Raw genomic sequence first — 13,534 nt, 5'->3', positions numbered from 1 at the left:
CCGGCGCCCATCGGCTAGGCTTCGCGGATGACTTCACTGAACGCTGTGTGGCCGCTCTTCGGTCTCACGCTGGCCACGCCCCGGCTGGAGCTGCGCCCCATCCAGGACCATGAGATTCCGGCGGCGGTTGCAGCAGCGCGCACGGGTATCCACGAGCCGGGCAGGAATCCGTTCAGCACTCCATGGACTGAACTTCCGGCCGAAGACCTTGGACCGAACATGGCCCGCTGGTACTGGCGCTGCCGCGCCGAGTGCACGCCGGAATCCTGGACGCTTCTCCTGGGCATTTGGCATAACAGTGAGTTCATCGGCTGCCAGGACGTCGGAGCCAAGGACTTCGCCACCCTCAAAACGGTCGGTACGGGGTCCTGGCTCAAGCAGTCCGCGCAGGGCCGCGGCCTTGGCAAGGAGATGCGCGCCGCCGTCGCGCTTTACGCGTTCGACTGGCTGCGCGCAGAAGTCGCCGAGTCCGAAGCCGCGGACTGGAACGCGGCTTCCCTGGGCGTCTCCCGCTCCCTCGGCTACGAGCTGAACGGAACCACCCGAAAGGCCTGGGGCACCAAGGTGGAAACGGTCCAGCACGTCCGCCTCACGCCGGACGCCTTCAAACGCCCCGATTGGACCCTCAAGGTAGGGGGCCACGAGGCTGCAGCGAACTTCCTGAACATCAGCTAGTGCCGGGACTTGGTGCCCGGGTGCGCCTTCCGGCAGCGTGCGTCAAAGGCGACGGAGGAGCCAGCACGCACAGAAAGGGGCACCCGGACACCCCCGCCTAGCCTTCGAGGAGTTCGGTCACCAGCGCTGCGATCGGAGACCTTTCGGAGCGGGTGAGGGTGATGTGGCCGAAGAGCGGGTGTCCTTTCAGGGTTTCGACGACGGCGGCGATCCCGTCGTGGCGGCCGACGCGCAGGTTGTCACGCTGGGCGACGTCATGGGTGAGGACGATCTTTGAGTTTTGTCCGATCCTGCTCATCACGGTCAGCAGGACGTTTTTTTCGAGCGACTGGGCCTCGTCAACGATCACGAAGGCATCATGGAGGGATCGTCCGCGAATGTGGGTGAGGGGCATGACCTCGAGCATGCCGCGGTCCATCACCTCCTCCACCACTTCCTGGCTGACCAGGGCACCGAGCGTGTCGAAGACCGCCTGCGCCCAGGGATTCATTTTCTCGGACTCGGAGCCGGGCAGGTAGCCGAGTTCCTGGCCGCCCACGGCGTAGAGGGGCCGGAACACGATGACCTTGCGGTGCTCGCGCCGTTCCAGGACGGCTTCCAGGCCGGCGCACAGTGCCAGGGCCGACTTGCCGGTGCCGGCCCGGCCTCCGATGGACACGATGCCGACGGCGGGATCCATCAGCATGTCGATGGCCAGCCGCTGCTCGGCGGAGCGCCCATGCAGGCCGAACACGTCGCGGTCGCCTTTGACCAGGCGGACCTGCTTGTCCGGGCCCACCCGGCCCAGGGCGGACCCACGATTGGACAGCAGGACCAGGCCGGTGTTGACCGGCATCTCCGCTGCCGCCGGGATAAACACCGGCTCGTGGCCGTAGAGTGTTGAGATCTCCTGCTCGTTGGCTTCGACTTCGGCCACACCGGTCCAGCCGGAGTCCTTCACCAGTTCGTTGCGGTATTCGTCGGCGGTGAGCCCCATGGCCGAGGCCTTGACCCGCATTGGCAGGTCCTTGGACACCACGGTGACGTTCCTGCCCTCGTTGGCGAGGTTCTTGGCGACGGCGAGGATGCGGCTGTCGTTGTCCCCGCTCCGGAAGCCCAGCGGCAGCACCTCGGAGGAGATGTGGTTGAGCTCCACCATGAGGGAGCCGCCGTCGTCCCCGATGGGAATGGGCTGGTTCAGTCCGCCGTGTTTGACCCGGAGGTCGTCGAGGAGCCGCAGCGCTTTCCGGGCGAAATAGCCAAGCTCGGGGTCGTGCCGTTTGGATTCCAGTTCGGTGATCACCACGACCGGAACGATGACCTCGTGTTCCGCAAAGCGCAGCAGGGCGCGGGGGTCTGACAGCAGGACGGAGGTGTCGATGACGAAGGTGTTAATGGCGGCTTCCCTTCCGGAGACAGCAAAACCGGCCGCAGCATCCGCTGCTGAACCGGTTTGTGAGGTGGCTCGCGTGGCGCGAGAGGTAGCTTTCTGTCCCTGGTCCATAACGGCCTCGGGCAGTTGTTCAGAAGTAGCCACATCGACTCCAGCCCCGGGCACCAGCCCGGAATTGTTATTGGTGAGGCGGCTCGGCCAGGAGGCCGGGTCCGGCCTCCCATACAACCGGTGCGATGTTTCGCTCCATGTACTGGCCTCCCCGATCAGCCGGCGGTTTTGCCAGCTGATGGATATAACGTAAATCCACCCCAGGTAATTTCCGCAACCATTACGCGGCGATTCCTGTTGCAGTGGTGTGAACTTGTGATGAACCGGAGTTGTCAGGAGCCGAAGCGGCGCTGCCTTCCCGCGTAGTCACGGAGGGCCCGCAGGAAGTCCACTTTCCGGAACGCGGGCCACAGTGCCTCGCAGAAGTAGAACTCGCTGTAGGCGCTCTGCCACATCAGGAAACCGGACAGGCGCTGCTCCCCCGAGGTCCGGATCACCAGGTCCGGGTCCGGCTGGCCGCGGGTGTAGAGGAAGCGGGAAATGTCATCCACGCAGAGCTCGTCCGCGAGCCTGCCGATGTCCTTGCCCTTGGCCACGGCGTCATGGAGGAGCTCGCGCACCGCGTCCACGATTTCCCGGCGGCCGCCGTACCCCACCGCCACGTTGACATGGATCTTCTCCCGCACCGGGGTGCGCGCCGTCAGCTTGTTGAGGCGCTCGGCCAGGTAGTCAGGAAGAAGTTCCGGAGCACCCATCGCGTGGACGGAGATATTGGCGTCCTCATCCAGCCGGTCCAGGGTGTTGGCGATGATGCCCATCAGCAGGTCCAGTTCCTCACTGGATCTGTTCATGTTGTCCGTGGAGAGCATGTACAGGGTGACCACTTTGACCCCCAGTTCCTGGCACCAGCCCAGGAACTCGTGGATCTTGTCGGCGCCGGCCTGGTGGCCCTGGCTGGTGGGGGCGTTGAACTGCTTGGCCCAGCGGCGGTTGCCGTCCACCATCACTCCGATGTGGCGGGGAATGCGGTCGCGGGGCAGGTCCTTCAGCAGCCTGCGCTCATAGAAGCCATAGAGGAACCCAGGCAACTCCACGCGTCCACTCACCTGACTTCCTCGCTGTACGTACTTGCACATCCTAGGCTACCGTCCGCAAGTCCGGGGGCCCGCTCCACTTGCCCGGAACACAGCTCACCAAGAACCTACTCTTCGGTAACTTACCGCTCCGTAAGTTATTCTGGGACCATGAACAGCGACACCCCGGAGGCCCCCCGGACGCCGCAGCCGAAGGACAGTGCCGGCCCGAAAAATGGCGCCGCAACCAACTCCATGGACGACGCCGCGGTCCGGCTTGCCGAACTCCTGATGATCAAGCCGAAGTGGAGAGGCTGGATCCACACCGTCACAGCCCCGCTTGCCCTCGCGGCAGGGATCATCCTGGTGGTCCTTGCCCCGACAGCGGACCGCAAAGTCACGTCCGCCATCTACGCCGCCACGGGCGTCCTGCTTTTTGGCGTCAGCGCCGTCTACCACCGTGGCAACTGGTCACCCGGGGTCAAGATCGTCCTGAAACGGCTGGACCACACCAACATCATGCTGGTGATCGCCGGCAGCTACACCCCACTGGCCTGGACCCTCCTGGAAAGGCCCCAGGCGGTCCTGCTGTTGTGGGTCATCTGGTCCGGGGCCATCCTCGGGGTACTGTTCCGGCTGCTGTGGACGGACGCCCCCCGCTGGCTTTACGTACCCATCTACATCGCCCTGGGCTGCGGCGCGCTGTTTTATCTGCCGCAATTCTTCCAGGCAAGCGTTCTGGCAGCGGTCCTGATCTGCGTGGGCGGCATCCTGTACATCACGGGTGCAATCTTCTATGCCCTCAAAAAACCGAATTTCAGCTACCACCACTTCGGGTTCCACGAGCTGTTCCATGCCCTGACCGTGGTGGCTTTCGCCACGCATTTCGTAGCCATCGCCACAGCCGTCCTCAGCTGACAGGACCGCACTCTCCGGCTGTCCTCAGCCGGCGCGGCGGCAATTGGCGCCCGCGCAACCGGCCCGGCCGCGCCTTTCGGACGTCGTCAATGCGTCAGTGCCGCTGGTCGCCCTGCGCGGTGTCCGTTCCGCCGTCGGCCGTTCCCTGGACGGCGCCGCCGCGGGCCTGCTGGCCAGGCGCCCCCGCATCAGCAGCCTCAGCCGCCTCAACGTCCGCCGCAGCAGCGGCAGCCATGCGGTCCTCCTCCACCTGCGCCCGGTAACGCACGCGCCGGATGCGCCGCACCATGTCCACGATCAGCAGTGCGGTGGCAACCACGAAGAACGCCGTCATGATGAAGCCCAGCAGGCCGGGCGTCACCTGGTCCTCGGATATCCCCTCCCGCAGCGTGGGCGTCGGCAGGGGCGTCGGGGTGGTGGCCAAGCTGAGGAGCAGGTGATGCACGGTTTTATACCTTCTGTGGAGCGGATGGCAGGGATCGCGGAAGGGACGGCGGTAGCCCCGCCCTAACTTCTACGCGACATAGAAATTGCCGGCTGTTTCTATCTTAGCCCTGCGAACAGATCCCGCTCCGGGAGTTCGGAAGGAACCCGGGAGCGGATGAGGGAGTAGTCTTCCCACGGCCAGGCCCGGCGCTGCATCTCCGGGGACACGGCAAAAAAGAACCCCAGGGGGTCCACCTGGGTGCGGTGGGCCCGCAGCGCGTCGTCGCGCACTTCGAAGAAGTCGCCGCAGTCCACCTGCGTGGTGGTGGGATGCGTGGCGGGCGGCGGCGTGTGGCCCTCCGCGTCCGCTTCGAGCCAGGCGGCGAGCCGCTCGGCGTACGGGGACTGGAGCCCGGCTTCCTCCAGGGCGAAATGGAGCGCCCTGAAGCGCTCCGGGCTGAAGGCCCTGTCGTAGTAAAGCTTGCTGGGTTCCCACGGCTCGCCGGCGTCCGGATAGCGCGAACTGTCACCGGCGGATTCGAAGGCCTCCACGGCAACGCGGTGCGCCATGATGTGGTCCGGGTGGGGGTATCCGCCGTTTTCGTCATAGCTGAGGATGACGTGCGGCTTGAAGGACCGGACCAGCCGCACCAGCGGCGCCGCAGCGCGTTGCAGGGGCAGGGTGGCGAATGATCCCGCGGGAAGGGGAGGAAGCGGATCACCTTCGGGCAGGCCGGAGTCCACGAACCCCAGCCACCGCTGGCTGACGCCAAGGATGGCCGCCGCCCGCTCCATCTCCAGGCGCCTGGCGCCGGCCATATCCCGTTTGGGGTGCGGTTCCCCCTCCACAGCCGGGTTCTGGATGTCCCCCCTGGAGCCGTCGGTGCACGTGGCCACCATGACGTCGACGCCGGCGGCCGCATACTTGGCCATCGTCGCAGCGCCCTTGCTGGACTCGTCGTCCGGATGGGCATGGACTGCGAGCAGCCGTAGCGGCGCCGGGGTGGTGCTGGACGCTGTCATCGAAGGACGGCTCCTTATTCTCTGCTGCCTGTGGCTGCTGATCGGATGGCTTGAACGGGCGGACGCCTGGCGGGGCTGCTGACAATCTGCCCCCGGAAAGGGCACTAAACTGGTGAGGTGACTTCCCCGGACCAGCCGGCCCAACCCGCGCCCGCAGACACTAGCCTAGCCAATCGCTATGGGGCTAAAAAGCGCACGCTTACGCCGAAAGCCAAACGCGTCATTGGCGGGGCGGCGCTGGCCGCAGGAATCGGATTCCTGGCGTGGGTTTCCACGTCCCAGTCCCTGTCCGACGTGACGTTCAAGGACATTGGCTACAGCACCACGGACGCCACGCTGGCGGAGGTGGACTTCCAGGTCACCCGCGAGCCCGGAACCGCCGTCAAGTGCGCGGTCAAGGCACTGGATTCCAAGTTTGCGGTGGTGGGATGGAAGGTTGTGGACATTCCCCCAGCAGAGGCCACGGAAACAGCCGACGGCGGCCGCACGGTTGCCCAGCGCGTGGCCGTGCGCACGGAATCACTGCCGGTATCCGGCGTGGTGGACAGCTGCTGGGCGGCTGGCACGTAGTACCGGAAGCGCGGGCCTGGAAACAGGCCGGGCCCTGTGACGTGCGCCGCTTCCCTGTTGGGTTAAGTCCAAGGGATTGACTACAATGGAGCAATACCTTTACCCCGCTGAGCTGGTTACTGTTCCACAAGTGGCCACCGTGGCGGGGTCTTTTGCATGTAGGACCACCAGAGGAGAAGTCCGTGTCTACCACCAACAGCGCAGCTGCAGCCTGGCTCACCCAGGAAGCTTTTGACCGCCTGAAGGCAGAGCTGGACCACCTTTCCGGCGCTGGCCGGGCAGAGATCGTCCAGAAGATTGAAGCAGCCCGGCAGGAGGGCGACCTCAAGGAGAACGGTGGCTACCACGCAGCCAAGGAGGAGCAGGGCAAGATCGAGGCCCGCATCCGCCAGCTCACGGCACTGCTCCGCGACGCCCACGTGGGCGAGGCTCCGGCAGACGACGGAATCGTGGAGCCCGGCATGATCGTCGTGGCCAGGATCGCCGGCGACGAAGAGACCTTCCTCCTCGGTTCCCGTGAAATTGCCGGCGACTCGGACCTGGACGTCTTTAGCGAGAAGTCGCCGCTGGGTGCGGCCATTCTTGGCCACAAGGAAGGCGACACGCTCAGCTACGCGGCGCCCAACGGTAAGGACATCAAGGTGGAGATCCTCTCCGCCAAGCCGTACGCCGCCTGATTGCGTCCAGCCCGCAGGGTCACACCTAAAACGCTGGCCGCCCCGGAAAGGGGCGGCCAGCGTTTTACGTTAAGGTCCGGATACCTACAGCGCCGGGCCGGGGGTGCGGCTGCGGCGCCGCAGCAGCAGGGCGGCCACCACTCCCCCGGCCGCACCGCCCAGGTGGGCCTGCCAGGAAATGTAGCCGGCCGCGATGGGCAGGACACCCAGCAGGATGCTCCCGTAGCCCATGAAGAGGACCACCGCCAGGAGGATCTGGCGCCAGCTCCGGTTGATGAAACCGCGGACCAGCAGGAACGAAAACAGCCCGAAAACCAGGCCCGAGGCACCCACCGTGACGCCGCCGTCGCCGATCAGCCAGACCGTGAGCCCGGACCCCAGCCAGCTGAAGGCCAGGGCGGTCAGGAACACCCTGAGTCCCGAAAGGAACACCAGGAACCCAAAGATGATCAGCGGCAGGCTGTTGGACAGCAGATGGTTCAGGTTCGCGTGCAGGAGCGGGAAAGTGAAGATGTCCAGCAGCCCGTCAACGCTCCTGGGCCGGAGCCCGAACGTCGCGTTGAGCGAGCGCAGCATCACCATGTTGAACAGCTCGATGACAAAGAGGAGAACAACGAAGGTGCCCAGCACCAGCAGGCCGCCCTTGGCCCGGGCGGCCACGGTCCTGCGCTGCCCGACGCTCCCGTTTCCCGTCAGTCCGGCCATGGCTTGTCCTAGTGCACCACGATGGGCTGGAAGCCTTCGGCGCGCAGGGCGCTGAGGACCTGTTCGCCGTGCTGGTGGCCCTTGGTTTCCAGGTTCACGGTGATGGACACGTCGCCCATGCTGATGGAGCCGCCCACCCGGGTATGGTCCAGGCCGGTGACGTTGGCATCGTTCTCGGCGATGATCCTGGCAATGGTGGCCAGTGAACCGGGCCGGTCATCGAGCATCATGCGGACCGTCATGTAGCGTCCGGCCGCGGAAAGGCCCCGCTGGATGACCTTGAGCATCAGCATGGGGTCGATGTTGCCGCCGGAGAGGACCACCACCGTGGTGCCCGGGTTTTCGATCTTGCCGTCCATCAGTGCCGCCACGCCAACGGCGCCGGCCGGTTCCACCACCATCTTGGCCCGCTCCAGCAGGAAGATCAGGGCACGTGCCAGCGAGTCTTCGCTGACCGTCACAACGTCATCCACGAGTTCGCGGATGATGCTGAACGGGAGCTGCCCGGGCCGGCCGACGGCGATGCCGTCCGCCATGGTGGATACCTTCTTCAGCGGCACCAGCGCGTCAGCTGCCAGTGACGGCGGGTAGGCAGCAGCGTTCTCCGCCTGGACCCCGATGATGCGGATCTCCCGCCCCAGCTCCTTGGCCCGGGCTTTGATGGCGACGGCGACCCCCGCCAGGAGCCCGCCGCCCCCCACGCCCATGAGGATGGTGTCCACCATGGGTACCTGTTCAAGGATCTCCAGCCCCAGGGTTCCCTGGCCTGCCACGACGTCCACGTTGTCGAAGGGGTGCACAAAGACGGTTCCGGTCTCGTTGCTGTACCGCTGGGCTTCGGCGAGCGCCTCGTCAACGTTGTGGCCGTGCAGGATGACCTCCGCACCGTGGCTGCGGGTGGCTGCCAGCTTGGGCAGCGCGACGCCCAGCGGCATGTAGATGCGGGCATTGATGCCCAGGCTCTTGGCGGCCACGGCCACACCCTGGGCGTGGTTGCCTGCGGAGGCTGCCACCACGCCGCGCTTTTTCTCCTCGGGGGAAAGCTTCGCCATGCGGACGTAGGCGCCGCGCACCTTGAAGGATCCGGCCCGCTGGAGGTTTTCGCACTTGAAGTAGACATCCCCGCCGGCCATCTTTCCGAGGGCGCGGGACGATTCCACCGGTGTACGCGCGATAATCCCGTCAAGCAGCTTCTGCGCCTCCAGGACATCGTCCAGCGTGACGGGAAGGGTTTCAAGGATGTTCACGGACTATTCTCCTCTGGATTCGGCCCCTGCGCCCGGTTCCGCAGTGGGCGGGGCGTCAGGTAGTTCTGCTGTGGTGCCGGCGGCGGCGCCCTTGCCGCGTTTGAGTGCCGCCGGCGGCCGGACGTCCCGGATGGTGTTGTCCGGCCCGGCGCCCGCCAAGGCTCCTCCGGCTAAAGCCGGCACCTGTTCATGTTCCCACGTTCTGGCGGCAATGTAGCGAATGGAGGAATTTGCGACGGCGAGGATGGGCACCGAGAACAGGGCACCGGGGATGCCTGCCAGGTAGGATCCTGCCGCCACCGAAAGGATCACTGCCACCGGATGCAGGGCGACGGCCTTGCCCATGATCAGCGGCTGCAGGATGTGGCTCTCCAACTGCTGGACGAGGAGCACGATGCCCAGCATGATCAGGGCGTTGATGGGGCCGTTCGCCACCAGTGCCAGCAGGACCGCGATGGCCCCCGTCACCAGGGCGCCGACGATCGGGATGAACGAACCGATGAAGACGAGCACGCTCAGCGGCAGCGCCAGGGGCACCCCGATAATGGCGGCGCCCGCGCCGATTCCCACCGCGTCCACGAAGGCCACGAACATCTGGATGCGCGCGTAGCTGACCATGGATGTCCAGCCCTTGCGCCCGGCGCCGAACGCTGCCGCCCTGGCCTTCCTGGGAAGCAGCCGGACCAGGAACGTCCAGATCCGGTCCCCTTCCAGCAGGAAGAAAATCAGGATAAACAGCGCCAGGATGAGCCCGGCGGCAAAGTGCCCGGCCGTGCTGCCGAAGGACAGCGCCCCGCTGACGATACTGCTGGTGTTGTCCTGCAGCGCAGTGGTTGCCTCCTGCAGGTACTGGTCCATCTGGGCGGCGGTCAGGTGCAGCGGCCCGTCGGAAAGCCAGTCCTGGATCTGCTTGACTCCTGCCAGCGCCTCAGACCAGAGTTCGCCGAAGCCCGAAACCAGTTGCCGTCCCACCAGGGCCAGCGACCCTCCGATCAGGCTGATGAAGCCCACGACGGTGATGGCGACAGCAGCTCCGGCAGGCACCCGGTATCGCTTGAGCCACCGCACCACCGGGCTCAGGAGTCCGGCCAGGAGGGCGGCCACCATGACGGGAATAATGAGGAAGCTGATCCGGCTCAGCAGCCAGACGAGCGCACCTCCCACCAGGAGGATCAGCCCCACGCGCCAGGCCCACGAGGCTGCGATACGCACGCCGTAGGGTATGTCCCGGTCCAGTTCACGGTCTGCGAGGACCCGGACAGGCTGGCTGGAGTCAGGCCGGTGCGGACCTGGGGTAGGGCTGGTGGAGGTAACGGCATCCTCTGCTGGCGTCATAGCCTAATACTTCCCCAGCGGAGTCTTATTCGGAAACCGCTACCCGGCCGCCCCCGGGGTGTAGTCGATGCCCCACTCGATGGTGAAGGAACCCCCGGGGCTTAGCCAGCGCAGGCCGTCACCGGAGTTGAAGGCGTTGGCCGGCCCGGTCATGGGCTCAACGGCCACGGCCCGGCTGCGGCCCGGGTACTGGGTGCTGACAAAGACGTGGACGTAGCGGCAGGCTTCGTCCTGCCACAGGCTTACCTGCCTGCCGTCCGGCGCCGCCAGCGTGTGGCGGGCCCTGCCTTCCTCGTACCGCAGGTCCGTCAACGCGACGTCCACGTCCAGCGCAGCGATGTTAAGCCCTGTCCTGAAGTCCGAATCTCCCTGCACCGGGGCGGAGCTGCGCGGAATAAGGCGGTCATCGGCCACCAGGCGTGTCTCGGCCGCTACCGTCAGGACCACCTCTTCGATGGGAACATCGCCCAGCCTCAGGTAGGGATGGGCGCCCAGGACGAATGGTGCGGGCTCCTTGGCGTCGTTCAGCAGGGTCTGGCGGACCACCAGCCCAAGGTCGCCGTCGATCCCGTATTGCACCCGGTGCCGGGCCAGGAAGGGATACCCGTGCTGCGGGAAGATGGTGGCCTCCAGCGTCACCGAGTGCTCGGACTCGTCCACCAGCGCGTAGGCGGAATTGCGGAGCAGGCCGTGGCTGGCGTTGTTCCTGGCAACCTCGGTGATATCCAGCTGCTGTTTTTTGCCGTTCAGGAACCAGATTCCGTCCTCCACGCGGTTGGCCCACGGCGCCAGCGTGATGCCGGCGGCTCCGGGGGCAATCTCGTCGTCGCCGTAGGTCTCCGTCAGGAGGGTGCCTCCCCTGCTGAAGGAACGGAGGCCCGCGGCGAGCTCCGTCACCACGGCCGAGGCGTCGCCGCGGCGGAGTTCATACTGCCTGCCGGTGGCGTGGCCCTGCAGTGCCGGCGCGGATTCCTGGGGTGAGCGTGAAGTCATGAGCAATACCGTACCCCGCGGCGGCCCTGGCACGCAGCATCACTCTGTGAGTTTTTGTTGTTAACTATTCTTTTTTGATCGAATATGCCACACTCTTTCCATGACAGGTATCACGAGCACCAGACTCTCCGATGGCCGGGAGCTGATCTATTTCGACGACGCTGCAGCGCCCAAATCCCGCGCCGCCGAACTCACCACTGACCAGCGGGGCCTTCCCCCGAGGGGTGAGCCCGGCGAGGTCCGCTACGATGCGCTGACTGACGAGTGGGTTGCCGTGGCCGCGCACCGCCAGACCCGCACCCACCTTCCCCCGGCGGACCAGTGCCCGATATGCCCCACCACCGCCGGCAATCCATCCGAGATTCCTGCGTCGGACTACGACGTGGTGGTGTTCGAGAACCGGTTCCCGTCGCTGGGGCCTGCGCTGGGCCCGATTCCGGAAGAAACATCATGGGGTACGAAGGGACCCGCCTACGGCCGGTGCGAGGTAGTGGCGTTCACCCCGTCCCATACCGGCTCCTTCAGCGAGCTGGGGGAAGAGCGTGCGCGCACGGTCATAGAGGCCTGGGCGCACCGCACGGAGGCTTTGAGCGCCCTCCCCGGAATCAAGCAGGTCTTCCCGTTTGAGAACCGCGGCGCCGACATCGGCGTGACGCTCCACCACCCCCACGGTCAGATTTACGCCTACCCCTATGTCACGCCCCGCGCGGGAGTCCTGGGGGCCGCGGCCCGCAAGTTCCATGACGCCCACGAGGGCCGGGAAACACTGACCGGGTCCCTGTTGCGCGCTGAACGGGAAGACGGCAGCAGGATGGTCCTGGAAGGCGAAAACTTCAGCGCCTATGTTCCCTTTGCTGCCCGCTGGCCGCTGGAAATCCACCTGGTGCCCCACCGCCAGGTTCCGGACCTGGCAGCGCTGAACGGCGAGGAGAAGGATGAGCTTGCGTCCGTCTACCTCAACCTTCTCCAGCGGGTTGACGCCCTCTACCCCACGCCCACGCCCTATATCTCGGCCTGGCACCAGGCTCCCCTGGACCCGGTCCTGCGTCCCTCCGGATACCTTCACCTCCAGCTGACGTCCCCGCGGCGGGCTGCAGATAAGCTCAAGTACCTGGCAGGATCGGAGGCAGCTATGGGCGCTTTCATCAACGACACAACCCCGGAGAGCGTGGCGGAGCGCCTCCGGGAAGTCACCCTCCCGTCCGCCGCCGCACGCCCTGCCGCCCTGGCGGCCACACCCGAAGGAGCCCACGCGTGAACGCCGCACCCGACCCCCTGGCCACCCGTGCGCCGGCAGGTACCGAGGACCTGGCCGCCCGGTTCGCGAAGGAGTTCGGCGGCGCTCCGGACGGCATCTGGCAGGCGCCGGGACGGGTCAACCTCATTGGCGAGCACACGGACTACAACGAGGGTTTCGTCCTGCCTTTCGCCATTGACCGGACCGCCCGGGTGGCCGTCCGGGTCCGCCCCGATGCCTCGGTACGGCTGCTCTCCACCTATGGGGACCAGGGCGTCGTGGGCACCACGGTGGAGTCCCTCCGCCCGGGCTCCGCCAAAGGCTGGACCAAATACCCCCTCGGCGTGATGTGGGCGCTGAAACAGCGCGGTATCGAGGTTCCGGGCGTGGACCTCCTGCTCGACTCAAACGTACCCCTCGGAGCCGGACTCTCGTCATCCCACGCCATTGAGTGTGCGGTCATCTCGGCACTGAACGAGCTGACCGGCGCCGGGCTCGACGCCGAGGACATGGTGCTGGCCACGCAACGGGCGGAGAACGAGTTTGTTGGCGCCCCCACGGGCATTATGGACCAGTCCGCTTCGCTCCGCGGCGCGGAAGGCCACGCGGTCTTCCTGGACTGCCGGGACCAGAACGCCCGCCTGGTTCCGTTCGAGACCCGGCCGGCGGATCTGGTGATGCTGGTGATTGACACCAAGGTCTCGCATTCACATGCCGACGGCGGCTACGCGTCCCGGCGGGCGTCCTGCGAGCTGGGCGCCGAGGTGCTTGGGGTCAAAGCGCTTCGGGACGTTCAGGTGGGTGACCTGGAGGAAGCCAGCGGCCTGCTGGATGAAGTCACCTTCCGGCGCGTACGGCACGTGGTGACTGAGAACGACCGTGTGCTCCAGACCGTGGAGCTCCTGGCAACCGCGGGACCGGCCGCCATTGGTTCCCTTCTGGACGCCAGCCACGTGTCCATGCGCGACGACTTCGAGATTTCCTGCCCCGAGCTGGACCTGGCGGTCGACACTGCGCGCGCCGGCGGCGCCATCGGCGCCCGCATGACAGGCGGCGGTTTTGGTGGTGCGGCCATCGCGCTGACGCCGGTGGGACTGGAGCAGGCGGTGCGTGACGCCGTCGCCAAGTCATTCGCAGATGCCGGGTACAAGGCACCGGACATCTTCACGGTGTCCCCGGCGGCGGGAGCCCGCCGGATCGCGTAGCGCGCTCCCGGGCTGCGGTTTTAACAG

At 66.3% G+C, this 13,534-nt stretch carries 14 protein-coding genes; 6 read left to right on the top strand and 8 right to left on the bottom strand.

Annotated elements, in window-relative coordinates; genetic code table 11:
• Nucleotides 1-27 precede the first annotated feature (27 nt).
• The gene (locus NFU08_RS09130; protein WP_251422406.1) at nucleotides 28-675 is read left to right on the top strand and encodes a GNAT family N-acetyltransferase; all 648 of its coding nucleotides are present in this window, start codon (nucleotides 28-30) and stop codon (nucleotides 673-675) included.
• Between the two features lie 97 nt (nucleotides 676-772).
• Here NFU08_RS09130 and NFU08_RS09125 read toward each other — a convergent pair whose 3' ends face one another.
• On the bottom strand, nucleotides 773-2,191 hold the full coding sequence (locus NFU08_RS09125; protein WP_174175528.1) for a PhoH family protein: 1,419 nt from the start codon (nucleotides 2,189-2,191) through the stop codon (nucleotides 773-775).
• A 239-nt stretch (nucleotides 2,192-2,430) separates the two neighbouring features.
• The gene (locus tag NFU08_RS09120) at nucleotides 2,431-3,192 is read right to left on the bottom strand and encodes an isoprenyl transferase (RefSeq protein WP_251422533.1); all 762 of its coding nucleotides are present in this window, start codon (nucleotides 3,190-3,192) and stop codon (nucleotides 2,431-2,433) included.
• Between the two features lie 234 nt (nucleotides 3,193-3,426).
• Here NFU08_RS09120 and NFU08_RS09115 point away from each other — a divergent pair, with 234 nt between their 5' ends.
• Nucleotides 3,427-4,089: a hemolysin III family protein gene (locus tag NFU08_RS09115; protein ID WP_251422530.1), complete on the top strand. Its 663-nt coding sequence runs from the start codon at nucleotides 3,427-3,429 to the stop codon at nucleotides 4,087-4,089.
• Between the two features lie 94 nt (nucleotides 4,090-4,183).
• Here NFU08_RS09115 and NFU08_RS09110 read toward each other — a convergent pair whose 3' ends face one another.
• Both NFU08_RS09110 and mca read right to left on the bottom strand, forming a co-directional pair.
• A complete protein-coding gene (locus NFU08_RS09110) occupies nucleotides 4,184-4,534 on the bottom strand; it encodes a hypothetical protein (RefSeq protein ID WP_174175524.1) in 351 nt (116 codons plus the stop codon).
• A 98-nt stretch (nucleotides 4,535-4,632) separates the two neighbouring features.
• Complete coding sequence (gene mca, locus NFU08_RS09105; protein ID WP_174175522.1) at nucleotides 4,633-5,538, bottom strand: mycothiol conjugate amidase Mca; 906 nt, start codon at nucleotides 5,536-5,538, stop codon at nucleotides 4,633-4,635.
• 117 nt (nucleotides 5,539-5,655) lie between these two features.
• Between mca and NFU08_RS09100 the strand changes: the two genes are divergently transcribed.
• Nucleotides 5,656-6,108 carry a DUF4307 domain-containing protein gene (locus NFU08_RS09100; RefSeq protein ID WP_174175520.1) on the top strand — a complete coding sequence of 151 codons (453 nt, stop codon included), beginning with the start codon at nucleotides 5,656-5,658 and terminating at the stop codon, nucleotides 6,106-6,108.
• A gap of 182 nt (nucleotides 6,109-6,290) precedes the next feature.
• The gene (greA, locus tag NFU08_RS09095) at nucleotides 6,291-6,785 is read left to right on the top strand and encodes a transcription elongation factor GreA (protein WP_174175518.1); all 495 of its coding nucleotides are present in this window, start codon (nucleotides 6,291-6,293) and stop codon (nucleotides 6,783-6,785) included.
• Nucleotides 6,786-6,869: 84 nt separating this feature from the next.
• Here the strand turns inward: greA and NFU08_RS09090 are convergent, their stop codons facing one another.
• The 4 genes from NFU08_RS09090 to NFU08_RS09075 are packed head-to-tail and all read right to left on the bottom strand — an operon-like array spanning nucleotide 6,870 to nucleotide 11,065.
• Nucleotides 6,870-7,490: a rhomboid family intramembrane serine protease gene (locus tag NFU08_RS09090; RefSeq protein ID WP_251422403.1), complete on the bottom strand. Its 621-nt coding sequence runs from the start codon at nucleotides 7,488-7,490 to the stop codon at nucleotides 6,870-6,872.
• An 8-nt stretch (nucleotides 7,491-7,498) separates the two neighbouring features.
• A complete protein-coding gene (gene ilvA, locus NFU08_RS09085) occupies nucleotides 7,499-8,737 on the bottom strand; it encodes a threonine ammonia-lyase (protein WP_251422400.1) in 1,239 nt (412 codons plus the stop codon).
• Between the two features lie 3 nt (nucleotides 8,738-8,740).
• Nucleotides 8,741-10,072, bottom strand: a complete 1,332-nt coding sequence (locus tag NFU08_RS09080; protein ID WP_174175514.1) for an AI-2E family transporter — start codon at nucleotides 10,070-10,072, stop codon at nucleotides 8,741-8,743.
• A 39-nt stretch (nucleotides 10,073-10,111) separates the two neighbouring features.
• The gene (locus NFU08_RS09075) at nucleotides 10,112-11,065 is read right to left on the bottom strand and encodes an aldose 1-epimerase family protein (protein ID WP_251422397.1); all 954 of its coding nucleotides are present in this window, start codon (nucleotides 11,063-11,065) and stop codon (nucleotides 10,112-10,114) included.
• Nucleotides 11,066-11,165: 100 nt separating this feature from the next.
• Between NFU08_RS09075 and galT the strand changes: the two genes are divergently transcribed.
• Nucleotides 11,166-12,323, top strand: a complete 1,158-nt coding sequence (gene galT, locus NFU08_RS09070; protein ID WP_251422395.1) for a galactose-1-phosphate uridylyltransferase — start codon at nucleotides 11,166-11,168, stop codon at nucleotides 12,321-12,323.
• Nucleotides 12,320-13,507, top strand: coding sequence for a galactokinase (gene galK, locus NFU08_RS09065; protein WP_174175508.1), 1,188 nt, complete (start codon nucleotides 12,320-12,322; stop codon nucleotides 13,505-13,507). The genes galT and galK overlap by 4 nt, the downstream gene beginning before the upstream one ends.
• The last annotated feature ends 27 nt before the right edge of the window (nucleotides 13,508-13,534 follow it).

It is taken from the genome of Pseudarthrobacter sp. NCCP-2145, from assembly GCF_023708005.1.
Lineage (GTDB): Bacteria > Actinomycetota > Actinomycetes > Actinomycetales > Micrococcaceae > Arthrobacter > Arthrobacter oxydans.
The sequence above is the reverse complement of the archived record's forward strand: the minus strand, read 5'-3'. Positions and strand labels throughout refer to the sequence as shown.

What these genes read in the sequence shown, in the direction of transcription:
- NFU08_RS09130 (WP_251422406.1), top strand. Translation starts at nt 28, where the DNA reads ATGACTTCACTGAACGCTGTGTGGCCGCTCTTCGGTCTCACGCTGGCC.
- NFU08_RS09115 (WP_251422530.1), top strand. Translation starts at nt 3,427, where the DNA reads ATGGACGACGCCGCGGTCCGGCTTGCCGAACTCCTGATGATCAAGCCG.
- mca (WP_174175522.1), bottom strand. Translation starts at nt 5,538, where the DNA reads ATGACAGCGTCCAGCACCACCCCGGCGCCGCTACGGCTGCTCGCAGTC.
- NFU08_RS09090 (WP_251422403.1), bottom strand. Translation starts at nt 7,490, where the DNA reads ATGGCCGGACTGACGGGAAACGGGAGCGTCGGGCAGCGCAGGACCGTG.
- NFU08_RS09080 (WP_174175514.1), bottom strand. Translation starts at nt 10,072, where the DNA reads ATGACGCCAGCAGAGGATGCCGTTACCTCCACCAGCCCTACCCCAGGT.
- NFU08_RS09075 (WP_251422397.1), bottom strand. Translation starts at nt 11,065, where the DNA reads ATGACTTCACGCTCACCCCAGGAATCCGCGCCGGCACTGCAGGGCCAC.
- galT (WP_251422395.1), top strand. Translation starts at nt 11,166, where the DNA reads ATGACAGGTATCACGAGCACCAGACTCTCCGATGGCCGGGAGCTGATC.